At 68.3% G+C, this 19,161-nt stretch carries 15 protein-coding genes; 5 read left to right on the top strand and 10 right to left on the bottom strand.

The genetic code is table 11. From position 1 onward, the window contains the following. Positions 1–59 precede the first annotated feature (59 nt). From RT655_RS17705 to RT655_RS17695, 3 genes are read right to left on the bottom strand one after another with little or no spacing between them, the layout of a single operon-like run. Positions 60–1,010 carry an alpha/beta hydrolase gene (locus RT655_RS17705; protein ID WP_313539371.1) on the bottom strand — a complete coding sequence of 317 codons (951 nt, stop codon included), beginning with the start codon at positions 1,008–1,010 and terminating at the stop codon, positions 60–62. Next, complete coding sequence (locus RT655_RS17700; RefSeq protein ID WP_313539368.1) at positions 1,007–1,567, bottom strand: transcriptional regulator; 561 nt, start codon at positions 1,565–1,567, stop codon at positions 1,007–1,009. The genes RT655_RS17705 and RT655_RS17700 overlap by 4 nt, the downstream gene beginning before the upstream one ends. Before the next feature lie 44 nt (positions 1,568–1,611). After that, the gene (locus tag RT655_RS17695; protein ID WP_313539365.1) at positions 1,612–2,280 is read right to left on the bottom strand and encodes a class I SAM-dependent methyltransferase; all 669 of its coding nucleotides are present in this window, start codon (positions 2,278–2,280) and stop codon (positions 1,612–1,614) included. Positions 2,281–2,372: 92 nt separating this feature from the next. Here RT655_RS17695 and RT655_RS17690 point away from each other — a divergent pair, with 92 nt between their 5' ends. Then, on the top strand, positions 2,373–3,011 hold the full coding sequence (locus RT655_RS17690; RefSeq protein ID WP_313539362.1) for a TetR family transcriptional regulator: 639 nt from the start codon (positions 2,373–2,375) through the stop codon (positions 3,009–3,011). Positions 3,012–3,021: 10 nt separating this feature from the next. Further along, complete coding sequence (locus RT655_RS17685) at positions 3,022–3,453, top strand: DUF1810 domain-containing protein (RefSeq protein ID WP_313539359.1); 432 nt, start codon at positions 3,022–3,024, stop codon at positions 3,451–3,453. Here the strand turns inward: RT655_RS17685 and RT655_RS17680 are convergent. The 6 genes from RT655_RS17680 to rpiA are packed head-to-tail and all read right to left on the bottom strand — an operon-like array spanning position 3,450 to position 12,329. After that, on the bottom strand, positions 3,450–4,259 hold the full coding sequence (locus tag RT655_RS17680) for a Cof-type HAD-IIB family hydrolase (protein WP_313539356.1): 810 nt from the start codon (positions 4,257–4,259) through the stop codon (positions 3,450–3,452). The two genes, RT655_RS17685 and RT655_RS17680, sit on opposite strands and share 4 nt — an antisense overlap. Continuing rightward, positions 4,256–5,689, bottom strand: coding sequence for a glucose-6-phosphate dehydrogenase (gene zwf / locus RT655_RS17675; protein ID WP_313539353.1), 1,434 nt, complete (start codon positions 5,687–5,689; stop codon positions 4,256–4,258). The genes RT655_RS17680 and zwf overlap by 4 nt, the downstream gene beginning before the upstream one ends. Beyond that, positions 5,686–6,672, bottom strand: a complete 987-nt coding sequence (gene gnd, locus RT655_RS17670; RefSeq protein WP_313539350.1) for a phosphogluconate dehydrogenase (NAD(+)-dependent, decarboxylating) — start codon at positions 6,670–6,672, stop codon at positions 5,686–5,688. The genes zwf and gnd overlap by 4 nt, the downstream gene beginning before the upstream one ends. Before the next feature lie 23 nt (positions 6,673–6,695). Then, positions 6,696–9,500: a bifunctional transaldolase/phosoglucose isomerase gene (locus tag RT655_RS17665; protein WP_313539347.1), complete on the bottom strand. Its 2,805-nt coding sequence runs from the start codon at positions 9,498–9,500 to the stop codon at positions 6,696–6,698. After that, on the bottom strand, positions 9,497–11,572 hold the full coding sequence (gene tkt / locus RT655_RS17660) for a transketolase (RefSeq protein WP_313539344.1): 2,076 nt from the start codon (positions 11,570–11,572) through the stop codon (positions 9,497–9,499). The genes RT655_RS17665 and tkt overlap by 4 nt, the downstream gene beginning before the upstream one ends. Before the next feature lie 58 nt (positions 11,573–11,630). Further along, entirely contained in the window at positions 11,631–12,329 is a 699-nt protein-coding gene (gene rpiA, locus RT655_RS17655) for a ribose-5-phosphate isomerase RpiA (RefSeq protein WP_313539341.1), read from the bottom strand. Positions 12,330–12,501: 172 nt separating this feature from the next. On the opposite strand from rpiA, the gene RT655_RS17650 reads away from it, so the two are divergent. The 3 genes from RT655_RS17650 to RT655_RS17640 all read left to right on the top strand — a co-directional run bounded on the left by RT655_RS17650 (position 12,502) and on the right by RT655_RS17640 (position 16,407). Continuing rightward, positions 12,502–14,145: a glycoside hydrolase family 43 protein gene (locus RT655_RS17650; protein ID WP_313539338.1), complete on the top strand. Its 1,644-nt coding sequence runs from the start codon at positions 12,502–12,504 to the stop codon at positions 14,143–14,145. After that, entirely contained in the window at positions 14,145–15,689 is a 1,545-nt protein-coding gene (locus RT655_RS17645) for a glycoside hydrolase 43 family protein (RefSeq protein ID WP_313539335.1), read from the top strand. Before RT655_RS17650 ends, RT655_RS17645 begins: the two co-directional genes overlap by 1 nt. A gap of 112 nt (positions 15,690–15,801) precedes the next feature. Next, positions 15,802–16,407, top strand: a complete 606-nt coding sequence (locus tag RT655_RS17640; protein WP_313539332.1) for a DUF1826 domain-containing protein — start codon at positions 15,802–15,804, stop codon at positions 16,405–16,407. A 6-nt stretch (positions 16,408–16,413) separates the two neighbouring features. On the opposite strand, the gene RT655_RS17635 is transcribed toward RT655_RS17640, so the two are convergent. Continuing rightward, positions 16,414–19,158 (bottom strand): DUF5695 domain-containing protein, encoded by a 2,745-nt coding sequence (locus RT655_RS17635; protein ID WP_313539329.1) that lies wholly within the window; start codon positions 19,156–19,158, stop codon positions 16,414–16,416. Between the last annotated feature and the right edge of the window lie 3 nt (positions 19,159–19,161).

Below are 19,161 nucleotides of genomic sequence, written 5' to 3'. Positions count from 1 at the left end.
CGGTGCGCAAATAGGCAGGCGGTGCGCCGACTCCAGGCCGTTGCCGCTGACCGAACGATCTACCGGGGCAATGCTGGCGGCTGATCGCGCCAAATCCAGCGTAGCACGTCGGGAAGCAACGCGCCGCCATCGGCATCCGAATGCCCTCCGTCGGTCCATGCATGGCGCACGTCGTAGCGCGGCCCCGGCCGCTTCTCCGAATCGGCATGGGCATTGGCCCATTCGAGGCTCTTGAGCATCTGCTGGTTGGCGAGGAACCAGTTGCCATGCTCGTTGTCGAGATCGTCGCGGCCGTCTTGGAGGAAAATGCGAAGCGGACGGATCGGACTCTTGCGGATCAGCCCCGGATAGACATCGCCGCCATAGGTTCGCGGCTGGCCCGCCGCATCAAGGGTGAGGCCGATCGAGGTGTAGCTGCCGATGCAGCTGATCACGTTGCCGAACGCCTCGGGGTGGCGCCAGGCAAGGGTCCAGGAGGCGATGGCACCGCTGGAGGTGCCGCCGACCGCACGGCGCCTCGGATCGGCGGAGAAGCGCCAGCGCTGCGCGACGGCGGGGAGCAGCTCGTCAAGCGTCATCCGGGCGTAGGCGTCGGACAGCGCGTCATATTCCTCGACCCGGTGGTCGGGGTTCTGCATGCCGAGCGTGTCGGGATAGTGCGCCGATCGGTTGCCGGGGGTGACGAACACGCCGAGCGTCTGGGGAATGGCGCCCTGCGCGATCAGCGCATCGAGCATCGCGGGCACCTTGAGCGAACCGTTGGGATTGGTCGCGCGCTGGCCGTCCTGGAACAGGAGCAGGTTGGGCGGCCGCGCCGGATCATAGCCGGCGGGGACATAGACCCAGTAACGCCGTACCGTGCCAGGATAGACCCGCGAGTGTAGCTCGAACGGGCCCTCCAGGCGGCCGTGGAGCGGTGCGGCGACGGTTTCCTGCGGCGGCGTGGCGATCGCGGCGGCTGTCGCCATCGCCACCAGCGCGCCGGCGAGGAGGAGCGGGACGCGGATCATGCCTGGTCTCCCGCAACATGCGCCGCGGCGGCCGCGCGAACGGCGAGCCAGCGATCGCGCTCCTCCTGCGCGTCGGCGAGCGCGCGGTGCGCGGGGGGTCCGCGATCCTGCATGACGGCATGGACCAGCAGGTCCTCGATCGTGGCGTCGAGCAGCGCTGGCGGCACGTGGCCGTCGAGCACCGCGCGGGCCGCTTCGCGCCCCGCAGCTTCGGTGTCCCGCAGGCGCAGGCTGTGGCGGGGCAGCCCGGCGGCGCGGAGCAGCGTGCTCAGCCACTTGCCGTCCCAGCTCGGCGCGCTGGCCAGCAAATCGTGGCCGGTCAGCACCTCGACCAGTCGCTGCGCCACCGCATCGTGCGGCTCCCCCTCGGCGAGCAGCGTTGCGCGGGGAATGTGGTGGATCGCCTCGGCAGCGGGGTCCCAGTCGTCCCAGTCGGGAGCGGGGCGGATAAGATGGGCTTCCGACCGGCCGTCCTCGAACACCCATGCCACCTCGATCGGGTAGCTGTGCTTGCCCAGCGACGAGGCTTCGAAGTCCATGAACACCAGCATGCTCATGATAACGACAGCGAAGGGCCTGGACTGCAAGGCCTTTTCGCGGGTCAGCGCAGCCGGATGGACAGCTCGACCTCGTCGTTGAACGGCATCGACATATAGCCGCCCGCAACCTTGCTCACCCGCTCGAGATAATCCGGACAATGATCGACATTGTCGGCGATCAGGATCGCGCCGGGGCGCAGCCGCGGTTCGAGCAGGTCGAGAATATCGGCATAGAGCGCCTTTGCGCCATCGAGCAGGACCAGGTCGATCGTGTCGGGCAGGTCGACGGTCAGCGTTTGCAACGCATCACCTTCGCGGAAATCGACCAGGTCGGCGAGGCCAGCTTCGGCGAGATTGGCCCTGGCACGTGCGATCTTGGAGGGTTCGAACTCGGTCGCGATCAGCCGCCCGCCGCCATTGTCGCGCAGTGCCGCTGCAAGATGGAGCGTCGAGATTCCGAACGAGGTACCGAACTCGACGATGGTGTGCGCCTTGGTGGCGCGGCCCAGCATGTAGAGCAGGGTGCCGACGGCGGGAGAGACCGGCAAGGCGAAGTCGCCGAGCCGGGCGTAGAGTTCGGTATAGTCGGTCTTGCTGCGCAGCAGGCGGCGCTGCTCCTCGCCGCTGATACCGGCGAAGGCGGGGGCGAGCGCGGGCGGATTCGCCTCGGCCTCGGCAAACAGACGCGCGATTAGGGGCGCCACGGGGGCGCTGGTCAGCGTATTGGTCATGGGGGTGCTCCGGTACTCGGCGGGAACTTGCCGGCACCGCCAAAATACGACTAATTCGTCAGCTTCGCCTATTCGCATTGCCAAGGACACGCATGGCCGCCGCCCGAACGCCGCCGATTCACGCGCGGAAGCGCCCGAAACAACAGCGCGCGACCGAGCTGATCGAGGCAGTGCTCGAAGCCGCTGTTCAGGTTTTGATGGCGGAGGGCGCGCAGCGTTTCACCACCGCGCGAGTCGCCGAGCGGGCGGGCGTGAGCGTCGGCTCGCTCTACCAATATTTCCCCAACAAGGCCGCGATCCTGTTCCGGCTGCAGGCGGACGAATGGCGCCGGACCACGGCGCTCCTCTCGGGGATCCTGGAGCAGCACGACGTGCCCCCGCCGGAGCGCCTGCGCCAGCTGGTCCATGCGTTCGTTCGCTCCGAATGCGAGGAGGCGGCGATCCGCCTCGCGCTGGCCGACGCCGCGCCGCTCTACCGCGACGCACCCGAAGCGGTGGCGGCCAAGGGCGATGCGGCGCGCGTCTACCGCGTCTTTGTCGCGGAAGCGCTGCCGGACCTTCCCGAGGCCGATCGCCATCTGGCGGGCGACCTGATCAAGACGACGATGAGCCAGGTCGGTGCCAGCTTCTCCGCGACCCCGCGCAGCGAAGCGGAAATCGTCGCCTGGTCCGACGCGATGGCGGACATGTTCCTCGCATATCTGAGCGCGCTTCGCGGCAAAACCGGTTAGGGTGGCCCGAATGAGCGATCCGCACGACCTCGACCGATTCGTCGCCGCGCAGGAGGGGAGCTACGAAACGGCGCTCGCCGAGATCCGCCGCGGCGCCAAGCGCAGCCACTGGATGTGGTACATTTTCCCGCAGGTTGCCGGGCTCGGCCGAAGCGCGACGGCGCAACGCTACGCCATCGCCTCGCTGGCCGAGGCGCGCGCCTATATCCAGCATCCGCTGCTCGGCGCCCGGCTGCGCGACAGCGTCTCGGCGCTGCAGGACCTGACCAGCGGCACCGCGGAGGGCGTGTTCGGCGAGATCGATGCGATCAAGCTGCGCTCGTCGCTGACCCTGTTCGAAGCTGCCGGGGCGGGCCCGCTCTTCGCCGCCGCGCTCGATCGCTGGTTCGGCGGCACCCGCGACCCGGCGACGCTGGCGCTCCTCGAGCGGGACTCCGGTTAGGCGTCCAGCAGCGGCAGCAGGATCGTCTCGATCGCCTGGGCGACGCCGTCGGCATCGTTGCCGCCGGTCACGTGCATCGCCGCCTTGCGGACGTCCTCCGGACCCTGGCCCATCGCGATCGACAACCCGGCGCGCCGGAACATCGGCAGGTCGTTATACTGATCGCCGATCACCGCGACGTCGCTGAGCGGCACGTCCAGCGTCGCCGCCAGCGCGGCGATGCCGTCGCCCTTGTTCGCGCTCGGGGCCGTCACGTCGAGATAATAAGGCTGCGAGCGCGCGACCTCGGCCCCGTCGCCCAGCGCCGCCGCGACGTCGGTTTCCAGCCCGGCGAGCATCTCGTGATCGGAAGACACCGCCACGACCTTGTCGATCACGTCGAGCAGCGGCGTGAAATCGGTGCAGACGACCGGCTCCTGCGCCGAGGTGACGCACTCACGCGCCGTATAATCATCGTCCAGCCGATCGGCATACCATTGGCCCTTGGCGAAGACCCAGCGGATCACCCCCGGACGGTCGACCAGCGCAAGCGTGCGTGCGGCGACCTCCGGATCGAGATGCGTCGCCGACAGCACCGTGCCGTCGGGCCGCACGATGGTGCCGCCATTGAACGCGCCGATCGGGGTGGTGAGCCCCAGCCGCTCGGCGATCCACAGCAGCCCGCTCGGCGGGCGGGCGCTGATGATCGAGACGGGCACGCCCGCCGCGACCAGCCGCTGCACCGCCGCCACGACGGGTCCGCCGAGGGTCTTGTCGGGCCGTACCAGCGTGCCGTCGACGTCGGAGAGGAAGAGGCGCAGGTTCATTCGATCTCGTGCCAGTTGCGGCCGTCGCGCGCGAGCAGCGCGTCGGCGGAGGCGGGGCCGGTGCTGCCGGCGGGATAGTCGTCGGGTTCGCCGCTGCGCCAGGCGTCGAGCAGCGGCTGCACCGCGCGCCAGCCGCCCTCGATCTGGTCGGCGCGCTGGAACAGGCTCTGGTCGCCGATCAGCACGTCGTAGAGCAAGGTCTCGTAACCGGTGCGGTGGCCGAGATCGAAGGCATCGGCATAGGCGAAGCTGAGACAGGCCGGTACCGTCTCGATCACCGGACCGGGCCGCTTGACCGACATTTCGAGCTTCAATGCCTCGCCCGGTTGGATCTGCAGGATCAGCCGGTTCGGCGGCAGCGCCTCGGCCGGCGTGTCGCGAAACATCAGCGGGGGCACGGCGCGGAAGTGGATGACGATCTCGGTATCACGCGCGGTCAGCGCCTTGCCGGTGCGCAGGTAGAAGGGAACGCCGTGCCAACGCCATGTTTCGACGGCCACCTTCAGCGCGACATAGGTCTCGGTGTTGCTGTCGGGCGTCACGTCGGGCGTGTCGCGATAGGTCGGAACGTCCTTGCCGCCGGCGGTGCCTGCCAGATAGCGGCCTCGCACGGCATCCTCGGGCCGGATTGGCCGCACAGCAGCGATCGCCTTCGACTTTTCGGTACGCAGCGCCTCGGCGTCGAAGCTGTTCGGCGGCTCCATCGCGACCAGCGCCAGCAGCTGGAACAGGTGGTTGGGCACCATGTCGCGCAGCGCGCCGGTTTCGTCATAGAATTTGCCGCGGCTGCCGACCGACACCGTCTCGGCCGCGGTGATCTCGACATGGTCGACATAGCGGTTGTTCCACACCGCCTCGGTCAGCGCGTTCCCGAAGCGGGCAACGGTGATGTTCTGTACCGTTTCCTTGCCGAGGAAATGATCGATCCGGTAGATCTGCGTCTCCTCGGCATGGCCGAGCAGCTTGGCATTGAGCGCCTGCGCCGATGCCAGGTCGGCGCCGAACGGCTTCTCGACGACGAGGCGGCGGAAACCGTCGCCTTCGTCGAGCAGGCCGCTGGTGCCGAGCTTCTCGCCGATCGGGCCGAAGAAGTTGGGCGCAGTGGCGAGGTAGAAGACCGCATTGCCGTGGAGCCGCGCCTTGAGCGTCGCATAGAGCGCATCGTCGCCGAAATCGCCGCGAAGATAGGTGATGCGGTGCTCCCAGCGCTCCCAGGCATCTTCATCGCCTTCGACGAAGCTCTTCAGCTTTTCGCGCAGGCCTGCATCATCGCCCTCGCCATGGCTGATGCCGAGCAGCCTGGTCTCGCCGTCGAGTAGCCCGTCGCGCTCGAGATGAACGAGCGCCGGCATCAGCAGCCGGCTGGCGAGGTCGCCCATCGCGCCGAAGATCACCAGCGTGGCGGCGGGCGCCCGTGGCGCATCGCTCATTGCGGCATCTCGACATGCCCGCCAAAGCCGAAGCGCATCGCCGAGAGCAGTTTGTCGCCGAACGTGTTCTCGACGCGGCTGCGATAGCGCGCGAACAGCGCGGCTGTCAGGACATGGACGGGCACCGCTTCTTCCATGGCCGCGTCGATCGTCCAGCGACCTTCGCCCGAATCAGCAACCTTGCCGCTGTAGTTTTCGAGCATGCCGTCCTTGGCCAGCGCCTGGGCGGACAGGTCGAGCAGCCAGGAAGAAATCACTGAACCGCGGCGCCACACCTCGGCAATGTCGGTCAGGTTGAGGGCGAACCGCTCGTCCTCGGGCAGCTGATCGGACGCCTTGCTCTTCAGCACGTCAAAGCCCTCGGCATAGGCCTGCATCAGGCCGTATTCGATGCCGTTATGCACCATCTTGACGAAGTGACCCGAGCCGGCGGGGCCGCAATGGATATAGCCCTTTTCGGCGCGCGGATCGAAGCCCTCACGGTCGGCGCGCTCGGCGGTGCGGGGGATGGTGCCCAAGCCCGGGGCCAGCGCGTCGAAGATCGGATCGAGCAGATCGACCACCTCCTTCTCGCCGCCGATCATCATGCAGAAGCCGCGGCTGAGGCCCCATACGCCTCCCGAGGTGCCGACATCGACATAGTGTAGCCCCCGTCCGGCCGCGGCCTTGGCGCGACGGATATCGTCCTTGTAGAAGCTGTTGCCGCCGTCGATGATGATGTCGCCGGGTTCGGCGGCGGCCATCAGCGCCTCCACCGTGGTCTCGGTCGGCTCGCCGGCGGGCAGCATCACCCAGAAGATGCGCGGTGCGGCCATGTTGGCGACGACGTCCTCGAGCGAGCTGGCAGGCGTCGCGCCATCCTTGGCCATGGCGTCCACCGCTTCGCTGCTCCGGTCAAACGCCACGATCTCATGACCGTGCTCCATCAGCCGGCGTCCGATCCCCGCACCCATCCGGCCGAGGCCGATCATCGCAAGACGCATCCGCACTATTCCTTTCGTCGTTCTCAAAGGGCCGCGAGCACGGCCGTTGTCAGCGCCTCTATCCCGCCGCCGCCGCGCTTCAAATGGACGCGCAGCACCCGGCGCCCGCGCTCGGCGAGGACATCGGTGTCGCCGCGGGCCTGGGCGATCTGGACGGTGCCGAAGCTGGCCTTGCGGCCGGGCACGTCGAGGTCCGGATCGGGGTCGCGGGTGATGGTGAGGAAAACGCCGCCCGCCGGGCCGCCCTTATAGGCCTGCCCCGTAGAATGCAGGAAGCGCGGGCCGAAGCCGGCGACGGTCGCTACCCGCTTCGCATCGCGCACCGCGACGCGCATTGCGGTCAGCGCCGCGGTGTCGGCATCGTTGCGCTCGATATAGGCGAGGAAACCGGCATAGTCGCCGGAGACCAGCGCGGCGAAATGATCGGCGAGCGGGCTGGCGGGGCTGCCGGAGAGCGACTGGCCCTTGCTCGCATAGAGCGCGAAATCGGCATTCTCGGCGATCGGCTGCTCGGGATCGAGCGCGCCCGAGGCTTCATAGGCGTCGACCAGCGTGCGCGTCGCGACCTTGGCGTCCTCGACATCGGGCTGGTCGAACGGGTCGATGCCGATCACCGCGCCGGCGATGGCCGTTGCGACTTCCCAGCGGAAGAATTCCTGCCCGATCAGCCGCGGGGTATCGAGCGTGATCCGTACTACCGGGTGCCCCGCGGCGGCGAGGGCGTCGAGCTTCTCGGTATCGGCGCTGCCCCCGGCGCCCGCCAGCGCGAACTGCACGAACACCCTGTCGTTGCCATAGGCCTCGGGCGCGCCGAGCGGCTCGAGGTCGACGGGGACGATGCCCTTGCCCTGCTTGCCGGTGGATTCGGCGAGCAACTGTTCGAGCCAGGCGCCGAGCGGGGCGAGCGGCGGTTCGGCGAGGATGGTCAGCTTGTCGCGGCCGGCCTTGGCAGCCTCGCCCAGCACCACGCCGAGGCGGACGCCGGGATTGGCGGCCGGCGGCACGTCTGCGCCGCAGGAATGGACCATCGGCTGGGTGGCCTCGAAGAAGCCCGGCACGTCGAGGCCCATCGCCGCAGCGGGGACCATGCCGAACACCGACAGCACCGAATAGCGGCCGCCGATCGCGGGATCGCCAGGGAAGGTGGCGCGGAAGTCGTCGTCGCGCGCCGTGGCTTCGAGCTTGGAGCCGGGATCGGTCACCGCGACGAAATGCGCGCCCTTGCGGCCGCTCGCCTCGAAGAAATAGGCGCGCAGCAGTTCGGGTTCCAGCGTCGAGCCGGACTTGGACGAGACGATGAACAGCGTCTCGGCCGGATCGATCTGCGCCTGCACCGCGGCGATCTGGCCGGGATCGGTGGTGTCGAGCACATGCAGCTTAGGGCTGCCCGAGGCATTGCCGAGGATCTGCGCCAGCACCTCCGGCCCGAGGCTCGATCCGCCCATGCCGAGCAGCACCACGTCGCGGAACTGCTTGGCCTGTTGCGTCAATTGCTGGAGCGCGGCCATGTCGACCTGCTCGCCGCGCGCGGCGGGGAGCCAGCCGAGCCATTTGGCTTCGTCGCCGCCGCTCCACAGCGTCGCGTCGCCCGCCCACAACCGGCGCGACCAGGCGTCGGCGCGGGCGGTCGCCACGCGATCCTCGACGGCCTTTTCCAGCGCTTCGGGCAATTGCGCTGCGAAGCCGTTCAGCCGCTTGCCGAGATGCGCGGTGCGCTTGGCAGCCACCGCCCCGAGCAGCGCATCGGCGGCGTCGCCGAACTGCTGCACGCCGTCGAGCACCAGCGCGCGGGTGATGTCATCGAGGCCGAGGCCCAGCCGATCGGCTTCCACCAGCACGTGGCGCGCTTCGTCCAGGCCATCGGTCAGCGTCTCCGCCACCGTGCCATGGTCGCGAAACGCGTCCATCGTCTTGGGCGGCATGGTGTTGACCGTGTCGGGCCCGATCAGCGTGTCGATGTACAGCGTGTCGGGATAGGCCGGGTCCTTCACGCCGGTAGAGGCCCAGAGCAGCCGCTGCGGCATCGCCCCCTTGGCGGCGAGCGCCTGCCAGCGGGGGCTGGCGATCATCTCCAGATACCAGGCATAGGCGCGCTTGGCATTGGCGATGGCGACTTTGCCGCGCAGCGCCTTCAGCGCGTCGCTTTCGGGATCGCCTTCGGCCACCCGCGCGTCGATTTTCTTGTCGATCTGGATATCGATCCGGCTGACGAAGAAACTCGCGACGCTCGCGATCCGATCGATCGGATCGCCCTGCGCGACGCGTGCTTCCAAGCCCGCAAGATAGGCTTCGGCCACCGCCTGGTAGCTCTCCTGCGAGAAGAGCAGCGTCACGTTGATGTTGATCCCGTCCTCGATCAGTTGGCGGATCGCGGGGGCGCCGGCCTGGGTGCCGGGGACCTTCACCATCAGATTGGGCTCGTCGACATGGGCCCAGAGCCGGCGCGCCTCCTCGATCGTCGTCTCGGTGCCGTTGGCGAGATAGGGCGAGACTTCCAGGCTGACATAGCCGTCGCGGCCGCCCAGCCGGTCATAGACCGGACGGAGATCGGCGGCGGCGGCCTTGATGTCGCCGATCGCCTGGCTCTCGTACACATCGGCCACGCTGGCGTCGCCGGTGCCGAGGAAGCGGTTGAAGCCCTCGTCATAGGCGTCGCCATGCCCCATCGCCTTTTCGAAGATCGACGGGTTGGAGGTAACCCCGGTCAGGCCGTCCTGCTCGATCAGCTTGCGCAGGCCGCCGTCGCGCAGGAAGCTGCGGTCGACGAAATCGAGCCACGCGGCCTGTCCGGCTGCGTGAAGCTGCTGGAGCTTGCTGTCCGCGCTCATTTGGCTTGCTCCAGCACGTCGCGCGCGACCTTCATGACATTGTCAACGGTGAAGCCGTATTTCTCCTGCAGCTTGGCGAGCGGGGCGGAGGCGCCGAACGTCGACATGGTGATGGTGGCGCCGTGGCTGGTGACATAGCGATCCCAGCCCATCGACCCGGCCTGCTCAACCGCGACGCGCGCCGTCACGTCCGGCGGCAGCACGGACTCGCGATAGGCGCGGTCCTGCTTCTCGAAGAGATACCAGCTCGGCAGCGAGACGACGCGCGAGCGCACGCCCTCTGCGGTCAGCCGCTCATGCGCTTCGACGACCATCGGCAGCTCCGACCCGGTGCCGATCAGGATCACCTGCGGATCGCCGCCCTCGGCATCGGCGAGCACATAGCCGCCGCGCGCGACACCATCGGCCGAGGCATATTTGCTGCGGTCGAGCGTCGGAATCGCCTGGCGAGAAAGGATCAGCGCAGTGGGCTCATGGCTGTGCTCGAGCGCGACCTTCCAGGCGACCGCGACTTCGTTGGCGTCGCCGGGGCGGATGGTGTCGAGGCCGGGGATTGCGCGCAGCGTGGCGAGATGCTCGATCGGCTGGTGGGTCGGCCCATCCTCGCCGACGCCGATGGAATCATGCGTGAACACGAAGACCACCGGCAGCTCCATGATCGCCGCGAGGCGGATCGGCGCGCGCATGTAATCGGCGAACACGAGGAAGGTCGCGGTGTAGGGGCGCAGATAGCTCAGCGCCATGCCGTTGGCGATCGAGCCCATCGCATGTTCGCGCACGCCGAAATGCAGGTTCTTGCCGCCATAGTTATTGGCTTCGAACGAGTCCGCACCCTTGATGTCGGTCTTGGTCGAGGGCGACAGGTCCGCCGCGCCGCCGAGCAGCGCAGGGAGGTGCGGGGCGACCGCGTTGATCACCTTGCCGCTGCTGTCGCGCGAGGCGAGGCCCTTGGCGTCGGTGTCGAAGCTCGGCAGGGCCTGCTGCCAGCCATTGTGGAGTTTGCCGCGGCGGAGCTCGTCGATCTCGGCGGCTTCCTGGGGGAACGCCTCGCGGTAGCGGGCGAACAGCTGCTCCCAAGCCTCGCGTGCCGGCTTGCCACGATCCGCGACCGCCGCGCCGAAGCGGTCGGCTACGCCCTCGGGGACGAGGAACTGCGCGTCCTCGGGCCAGCCATAGGCTTTTTTGGTCGCGCGGACATTGTCCTCGCCCAGCGCCTCGCCATGCGCCTTCTCGCTGCCGGCGCGGGGCGATCCCCAGCCGATCACCGAATGGACTACGATGAAGGTCGGCGCGTCGCTGGTCGCGCGGAAGGTGGCGATCGCCTCGGCGAGCGCGACGGTGTCATTAGCATCATCGACATGCAGCACGTTCCAGCCATAGGCCTGGAAGCGCTGGCCGACATCCTCGTCGAAGGCGAGATCGGTGCTGCCCTCGATCGAGATATGGTTGCTGTCGTAGATCCAGCAGAGATTCGAGAGTTTGAGGTGCCCGGCGATCGAGGCGGCCTCGCCGGACACGCCCTCCATCATGTCGCCGTCCCCGCATAGGACATAGACGTCATGGTCGAACAGGTCGAAGCCGTCGCGATTGTAGCGGGCGGCAAGCGCGCGCTCGGCGATCGCCATGCCCACCGAATTGCCGCAGCCTTGGCCGAGCGGGCCGGTGGTGGTCTCGACGCCGGTAGTCATCCGATATTCGGGATGCCCGGGGGTCTTGGACGAGAGCTGGCGGAACTGCTTGATGTCGTCGAGGCTCACCGCCGGCTTGCCGGTCGGCTGGCCATCGGCATCGATCTCGCGCACGCCGGCAAGGTGCAGCACCGAATAGAGCAGCATCGAGGCATGGCCGACCGACAGGACGAAACGGTCGCGATTGGGCCAGTCGGGGGCTGCGGGATCATAGCGGAGGAACTGGCTCCACAGCGTGTGGACCACCGGCGCCAGCGCCATCGGCGTGCCGGGGTGGCCGCTGTTCGCCTTCTGCACCGCGTCCATGCTGAGCGTGCGGATGGTGTCGATCGCCAGGCGATCGGGCGAGCCGTCTTCGTGGATCTTGGGGTCGAGGTCGGACATGGATCAGGCAACTCCGTTCGTCGCGATGCAACGGGTGGGTTCGCAAATGGCTGCAATCTTATTCATCTATCGGCCGCTCCTGCCGGCTCACTCCGTCGCTCGCGGCGACGTAGAGCGCGTCGATCTCGGTGAGGAACAGGCCGTGCCCGAGCGCGCCGGGGATGGCCGAGAGAGCGTCGGCTATGGCTGCCGAGTCGTCGAGGTCCGCGAAGCGGGCGTCGAGGATGTGATGCCCCCAGTCGGTCACCCACGGATCCCCGTCGCGCACGCGCAGCTCGGCCGAGCCGCCGAGGCGCACTATCTCCGCCGCGACGAGCCCCTGCGCGGCCGGCAATATCTCGATCGGGACCGCGCGGGCGCTGAGCCGCTCGACTCGCTTCGAGGCGTCGGCAATGGCAATGTTGCGGCGGGCGAGCGTGGCGACGATCTTCTCGAGCAGCATCGCCCCGCCGCCGCCCTTGATCGCGCGGAGCCGGCGGTCGATCTCGTCGACGCCGTCGATACACAGGTCGATTGCCGTCAGGTCATCGGGCGCCGCCAGGCGGATGCCGGCAGCGCGTGCCGCAGCTTCAGTGGCGCGCGAGGTCGCGATGGCGGTGATGTCAAGCCCGGCCGCCACGCGCGGGGCCAGCAGCTGCACAACATGCGCCGCGGTGCTGCCGGTGCCGAGGCCGACGACCATGCGGTCCTGCACCTCTTCCACCGCGGCGGCGGCAGCGGCGCGCTTGAGGCGCTCGGCATCGGCGGGGGAGACCATGACAGCCGAACGGTACAGCGCCGCTGGCGTTCCGGCTGCTATACACGCGTCTAGGCGCAACGTGGAGGCTGGTCATCCGCGCCGGCCGCGATATGGTAGCGCTACCGAAGGCTGGCGCGGGCTGCCCTCGGTCGGAAAGTCGATGCCGCCAAAGCGGATGCGAGGGGATGCCATGAAGATTTCGACGATCGCCGCTGCCGCGGTGCTGCTGGGCGCGAGCGCTGCGCCCGCGCTCGCCCAGGCGCCCGCCTGGTTCAGCGACTTCCGCTATACCGGCCATGCGATGGAATCGGCAAAGCCCGGCCCCGGCGAATATCGCAACCCGATCCTCTCGGGCTATTATCCGGACCCGTCGGTCACCCGCGTCGGCGAGGACTATTATCTCGTCCTCTCGTCCTTCGCCCATTATCCGGGGCTGCCGATCTTCCATTCGAAGGACCTGGTCCACTGGACCCAGATCGCCAACGCGATCGACCGGCCGGGCCAGCTCGATTTCACGGGCATGCGCACCTCGCAGGCGGTGTTCGCGCCGGACATCTCGTACCACGCCGGCACCTATTACATCGTCAACACCTGTGTTGGCTGCAAAGGCAATTTCGTGATCACCGCCAAGGACCCGCGCGGTCCCTGGTCCGATCCGATCTGGCTGCCGTTCGAGGGCATCGATCCCTCGATCACCTGGGAAGGCGACAAGGCTTATATCGTCAACAACCGCGCCCCCGACGAGACCCCGCGCTACGAAGGCCACCGCGCGATCTGGATCCAGGAATATGACTGGCGCGCGGGCAAGATGGTCGGCCCTAGCACCCAGCTGATCAACGGCGGCGTCGACATCGGCAAGAAGCCGGTTTGGATCGAAGGACCGCACGTCTTCAAGAAGGATGGCTGGTACTATCTCACCGCTGCCGAGGGCGGGACCAGCGTCAACCATTCGCAGGTGGTGTTCCGCTCCAAGGAGCTGCTCGGGCCCTATGTGCCCTTCGCGGGCAACCCGATCCTGACCCAGCGCGACCTCGACCCCAATCGTCCGAACCCGGTCACCTCCACCGGCCATGCCACGCTGGTGCAGACCCAGAAGGGCGACTGGTGGGCGACCTTCCTCGGCGTGCGCCCCTATGCCGACGACTTCTACAACACCGGCCGCGAGACCTTCCTGCTGCCGGTGACCTGGACGGACGGCTGGCCGATGATCCTGCCCCACGGCAAGCCGGTACCGATGGTGGTCAAGGCACCCAATCTGCCCGCGCAGCCCGCGCCCGCGCTGCCGACCAGCGGCGACTTCAGCTATGTCGACCGCTTCGCCGGCAACACGCTGTCGATGCAATGGGTCGGCATCCGCACGCCCGAGACGCCCTTCTACAAGGTCGAGCGCGGCGAACTGGTGATCACCAAGCCCGCGCCGCTCGGCGACCTTAATCAAGTGCCCGGCTTCGTCGGACGCCGCCAGCAGCATGCCAATGCCACGGTGAGCGTGACGGTGCGCTATGCCCCCGCCAAGGCGGGCCAGCGCGCCGGGCTCGCGGCGGTGCAGAGCGACCTTCACTATCTCTTCTTCGGCCTCACCAACAGCGGCGGCACGCGGACGCTGGGGCTCTATACCCGCGCCAAGGGCGACGAGCAGCTGGTCGCCTCGACCCCGCTGCCCGGCACCGCGCCGGTGACGCTCACCCTGCGGATCACCGGCGGCACCATGGCGTTCGACTATGCGAGCGGCGCCACCAAGGGCACCCTCAAGCGCAACCTCGACGCGCGCTTCCTCAGCACCCACGAGGCCAGCGGGTTCGTCGGCACGATCATCGGGCCGATGGCACAGTGATGCGGCGCTTCCTCCTCGCGACCGTCGCCGCCGCGCTGCTGCCGGTTGCCACTTCCGCCCAGGTCTGGCGCTCGGACCAGGGCGACGGGACCTATCACAATCCGCCGCTCAACGCCGACTATCCCGATCCCGACATCATCCGGGTGGGCAAGGACTTCTATTTCGCCAGCACCACCTTCGCCAATGTGCCGGGGCTCACCATCCTACACTCCCGCGACCTGGTGAACTGGAACATCCTCAGCCACGTCATCCCGCGGCTCAACGGCGCCGCCGAGTTCGACCTGAAGGACGGCGGCTCCTATCGCGCCGGCGTCTATGCGCCGAGCCTGCGCTACCATGCCGGCATGTACTATCTGGCGGTCACGCCGATCCGGCAGAACACGCGCATATATCGCGCGCGGGATCCGCGCGGCCCTTGGACCTATGCCACGCTGGACCGCGCCGCCTTCGATCCGGCGCTGTTCTTCGACGAGGACGGGCAGGTCTATCTCGCCACCTCGATCGGCACCAACGGCACGATCACGCTGCACACGCTCGACAAGACCGCGTCGAAGATCACCGCCAGCCGGGTGATCTACTACAACAAGGGCGCGGAAGGGTCGAAGCTGCTCAAGCGGAACGGCTGGTATTATCTGTTCAATTCGATCCCCAACAAGCTGGCGCTCACCGTCTCGCGGGCGCGCAAGCTCGATGGGCCGTGGGAGACCAAGCCGCAGATCGACGATACCACCGGCGGCCACCAGGGCGCGCTGGTCGATCTGGCGGACGGCCGGGACGTCGGCTTCGTCATGCGCGATTCCGGCCCGATCGGCCGCGTCACCAATATCAGCCCGGTCTTCTGGCAGGATGGCTGGCCGGTCTGGGGCACGCCCGAGCAGCCCGGCCGCGTGCCCGATCGCGCGCGCAAGCCGATCCAGGGCGGTCGCTTCCTGGAACCGCCGACGTCGGACGACTTCACCTCGACGACGCTCGGCCGCCAATGGCAGTGGAACCACAATCCGCTCGACCCCTATTGGTCGCTCACCGCGCGGCGCGGCTGGCTACGGCTGCGCGCAGTGCAGGCGGATCAGCTCTGGTGGGCGCGCAACACGCTGGTGCAGAAGGGCCAGGCGCTGCGCTCGCGCGGGGAAGTCGTGGTGGATCCCGCCGGCATCCGGCCGGGCGACGTGTGCGGCTTCGGCACCTTCGGCAAGTATAGCGCGGCGATCGCCGTGGTCGGCCAGCCGGACGGCAGCCGCGCGCTGTCGATGCGGGTGACCGAGTCCACCACCTCGGGGCCCAAGACCGAGATCCGCGTCGCCGCGATCCCGACCAACGCGCCGCGGCTGTGGCTGCGCACCGAGATGGACTTCACCGCGGCGACCGCGCTGCTCTCGTACAGCGAGGACGGCCGCAGCTTCACCTCGCTCGGCGGCACCGTCCCCCTGGTATATGACTGGCGGACCGGCACCTTCCAGGGGGTTCAGTTCGCGCTGTCCTGCTTCAACCCGGGGGCCGCGGGCGGGGCGCTGGACGTCGACCGGTTCACCCTGTCCCGCTTCTGATCGCCGCCACCGCCTCCGTTCGTCGCACCCTCGCTTGCGCCGCGCCTCGATCGCGGCAAGAGAATGATACAGTGTATCATGCAAGGGCGAGAAGATGGTGGCGCAGGCAAGCTTGGCGTTGGACGTTCCGGACCGGGGGGCGGTTTCCCCGGCGCTCGCCATTGAACGCTGCGAGCCCGCCGTGCTGGAAGCCGCCGCGCAACCCTATGTGCACCTCGCCGTCTGGCATCGACGCTTCCCCGCGGCGCTCGACTGGCTGGGCAGTCTCGACTGGAGCGCGATCGACGATTGCGAGCTGACCAGCCAGGTCGAGATGCTGCCGGTGACCATCGCCGACGGTCTGGCAGCGGCAGGCTATCCCTATGGTGCGCGGGGCACGGCCTTGTGCGACGAGATCGTCGGGCTCGCGCGGCACTTCGCAGACGCGTTGAAGCTGGACGCGGTGACGGTGCGGCTGGAAGTGATCGAGACCGACGCCTGCCGCAAGTTCCACGCCGATTATGTTGCGGCGCGACTGCTCTGCACCTTGGTGGGGCAGGGCACCCAGTGGCGCTGCGGCCCCGACGCGGCGGACACGCCGATCCGCCAGTTGCGGACCGGCGACGTGGCCATCTTCAAGGGACGCCTGGCGACCGACGTGCCGGCGATCCTCCACCGCTCGCCGCCGATCCTCGGCACCGGCGAGACGCGGCTGCTGCTCGCGATCGATCCGGCCTGACGTGAGTCAGCCGGCGCGGGGCACCAGCCGGACCTCGGTCGGCCCGGCGCCGAGCGGCAGTGCGGTGGCGCCCCGCTCCGGCGTGCCGCCTTCGACGCGGTAGCCGCGCCCGGCAATGGTCTTCTCCACGCGGACCAGCGCATCGTGCGTCATCGCACTGCGCGGATCGAGGGTAAGCGTCACCACGCCGGTCGCGGGCACGTAGCGGGCCTGGGCGATCTTGCCCGCCTCCAGCGTGATCCAGAGCCCGGCGGGGGCGACGAACAGCCGGCTGCGCGCGCCGTCCTTGGGTGCGATCGTCACCGCGTCGGCGGCCACGCGCACATTGCCGCCATAGCCGAGCCAGCCGAACACCGGGTCCTTCACCAGATAGGTCGCCGCACTATAGGCATGGGCGAAATAGCCCGAGCCATAGTCGCCGGTGTACGGGTCCCATGCCATCCGATCCGGCCAGCTGTGGAACGCCGCCGAGCCGAACCCGTCGCGATCGATATTGGTGATGCCGCCCATCATGCCCCCGTAGGCGACGCGCAGCAGGTGCAGGTCGGCGGGGTGGGCGCGGAAGGCTTCGAACAGCGGCAGCGCGTTGTTGGTCGAGCCATAATGGTGGATCTGGCGCTCGATCCGCGGGTATTTGCCGCCGTAGAGGAAGTCCCAATAGCGCCGGGCGTTGCCGTTATAGCCCCAGTGCGGGATCAGCGGATCATAGCCAAGGATCACCTCCACCGTCTCGTCCGCCTGTTTCGGGTGGCCGAAATAGCGCATCCACGAATACACCTCGGGCTGCCCGGTCGAGTCCCACGCCATCTCGCTGCCGAACGGATAGGCGAGGCTCGCCCAGTGATCGGCGCGGCTCTTCATCAGCGCCTCGATCTGCGCGGCGCCGTCGGCGATCCCCTCGCGCTTGAGATCCTCGAGGATGTCGACGAAGACCTCGCCCTCCATCTGGCCGAACTGGGTATAGTAGGGCGCATCGCGCATCATCGCGACGATCGTCATCCGGGCATGGTCGAGATACCAGCGCCAGTCGTGATGGGTGACCAGCCCGGGATGGTTGCGCGCCAGCCGATAGAGCGTCCAATAGCCGAGCGCGACATGCGGGTAGTTGAACGAGCGGCCGAGATCATCCGCGTCCTTCTTCGACCAGCTTGTCCAAGTCTTCCAGTTGTCGGTCGGGTCGTAAAAGCCGGGGAAGGCGGCGGGATCGTAGTAGAACAGGCTCTTCTTGACCGCGCCAATACGCTCGCCGTTCGCGACCTGGAGTTTGCCGAAGATCGTCTTGTCGACCAGCGTCTCCAGCTTCTCGATCTCGGCCGCGTCGGGATTGTCGAGCTGCTTCATGATCGCCGCGATCCAGCCGCCGGCACCGCCCTCGTCGCTCATGCCCGCGATCCACACGCGCGGTTCCTGGGTGAGGATCTTGCCCGCTTCATGGTCGTAGCTGAGGATCGCGGGGGCCCGGCCGAACGGGTCCTTGGCATCGTCGAACCACTGCTTGGTCGTCGCGAAGCGGCCGAGATCGGCCATGGTCTGCTCGAGCGGCTTGGTGACGAAATACTGGACCGTCTGCACGCTGCCATCGGCATAGGTGATGGTGAGGCGCGCGCGGCCCCAGCCGGTGCCCCGGACGGCATAGCGCCGCCAGCCGTTCACCACCCCGGCGGGGGTGACCGTCATCGCGCCGGCGGGGGATACGTCCAGCTTGGCCACGGGCTGCGCATATTTCAGGAAGAGCGATGCTTCGAGGTCGTTCGGCACGACATAGCCGGGCACGCCCAGCGCCACCGGCCTGCCCTGCGCGACAAGCGCGGACTGGATGCCGCGGATCGACGGCGCCTGCGCCAGCCGCACGCCCACGTCGCGGACTTCCCCCGGCGCGAGGGTAAAGCTGGTCGGCGGATTCCACTGTTCGCCCGCCATGCGCCATTCCTGCTCGACAAAGCCCTTGGAGGCGACCGTCCAGTCGTAAAAGCCTTCCGAGACCTGGCTGCGCGGACTCTTGTCGGTGAAGATCGCGCCGGGTTCGCTCGGGTTCTTGAGCGGCGCGTAATTCTCCAGCGGGGTGCGGCCGTCGGGCAGCACCAGCAGCGCCGGGCCCTTGCCGTTCAGCCGTGTGACCTGGAGATAGCCGGCATCGCGGCCGATATAGGGATCGACGAAGCTCGCCTGGGCGTGCGCTGTCTCCAGCGTGCGATCGCGGATGACGTTGTCGAATACCATCGGCATGCCGAGCCCGCCGATCTCGACCGGCGCGCTGGACGTGTTGACGATGCGGAATCGCAGCACCGGTACGCCCGCCACGTCCACCCAGCGCCGCTCGATGCGGAGCGGCAGCCCCTCGCCCATGCTCGCGGTGATGTCCGCCGCGGCGAACACGCCGGGGGTGAGGAGGAGGGGCCGGATCGGCTTGCGGATGCGCGCCGAGGCGAAGTCCTGCCATGCCCCGCCCGCCATACGCAGGCGAAGGTTGAGGTCGCCGATATGGTTGAAGCCGTCGCCCTGGCGTTCGGCTTCGCGGCCGCCGGGCACGAAGTCGAACGCGGGCTCCGTAGCCGGCGACAGCCGGGCCAGCGTGCCGGTGTCGCTGCGCAGTTCGAGCAGGAAGGCGCCCACCCGCACCGGGGTGGTGCGGATCGGCGGATAGAGGGGCTTCGCCGCCGCCTTTTCCTGCGCGCGCAGCGGGGTGGCGAAGGGCAGGCTGCTCACCCCGGCGAGTGCGGCGGCGGCGAGGAACAGGCGGGGGGCACGCATCGG

Origin of the sequence: Sphingomonas sp., from assembly GCF_032114135.1 — a bacterium.
GTDB lineage: Bacteria > Pseudomonadota > Alphaproteobacteria > Sphingomonadales > Sphingomonadaceae > Sphingomonas.
The sequence above is the reverse complement of the archived record's forward strand: the minus strand, read 5'-3'. Positions and strand labels throughout refer to the sequence as shown.

Excerpts from the sequence above, each read along its gene's own strand:
- RT655_RS17705 (WP_313539371.1), bottom strand. The coding sequence starts at position 1,010 with ATGATCCGCGTCCCGCTCCTCCTCGCCGGCGCGCTGGTGGCGATGGCG.
- RT655_RS17700 (WP_313539368.1), bottom strand. The coding sequence starts at position 1,567 with ATGAGCATGCTGGTGTTCATGGACTTCGAAGCCTCGTCGCTGGGCAAG.
- RT655_RS17695 (WP_313539365.1), bottom strand. The coding sequence starts at position 2,280 with ATGACCAATACGCTGACCAGCGCCCCCGTGGCGCCCCTAATCGCGCGT.
- RT655_RS17690 (WP_313539362.1), top strand. The coding sequence starts at position 2,373 with ATGGCCGCCGCCCGAACGCCGCCGATTCACGCGCGGAAGCGCCCGAAA.
- RT655_RS17685 (WP_313539359.1), top strand. The coding sequence starts at position 3,022 with ATGAGCGATCCGCACGACCTCGACCGATTCGTCGCCGCGCAGGAGGGG.
- RT655_RS17680 (WP_313539356.1), bottom strand. The coding sequence starts at position 4,259 with ATGAACCTGCGCCTCTTCCTCTCCGACGTCGACGGCACGCTGGTACGG.
- zwf (WP_313539353.1), bottom strand. The coding sequence starts at position 5,689 with ATGAGCGATGCGCCACGGGCGCCCGCCGCCACGCTGGTGATCTTCGGC.
- gnd (WP_313539350.1), bottom strand. The coding sequence starts at position 6,672 with ATGCGTCTTGCGATGATCGGCCTCGGCCGGATGGGTGCGGGGATCGGA.
- RT655_RS17665 (WP_313539347.1), bottom strand. The coding sequence starts at position 9,500 with ATGAGCGCGGACAGCAAGCTCCAGCAGCTTCACGCAGCCGGACAGGCC.
- tkt (WP_313539344.1), bottom strand. The coding sequence starts at position 11,572 with ATGTCCGACCTCGACCCCAAGATCCACGAAGACGGCTCGCCCGATCGC.
- rpiA (WP_313539341.1), bottom strand. The coding sequence starts at position 12,329 with ATGGTCTCCCCCGCCGATGCCGAGCGCCTCAAGCGCGCCGCTGCCGCC.
- RT655_RS17650 (WP_313539338.1), top strand. The coding sequence starts at position 12,502 with ATGAAGATTTCGACGATCGCCGCTGCCGCGGTGCTGCTGGGCGCGAGC.
- RT655_RS17645 (WP_313539335.1), top strand. The coding sequence starts at position 14,145 with ATGCGGCGCTTCCTCCTCGCGACCGTCGCCGCCGCGCTGCTGCCGGTT.
- RT655_RS17635 (WP_313539329.1), bottom strand. The coding sequence starts at position 19,158 with ATGCGTGCCCCCCGCCTGTTCCTCGCCGCCGCCGCACTCGCCGGGGTG.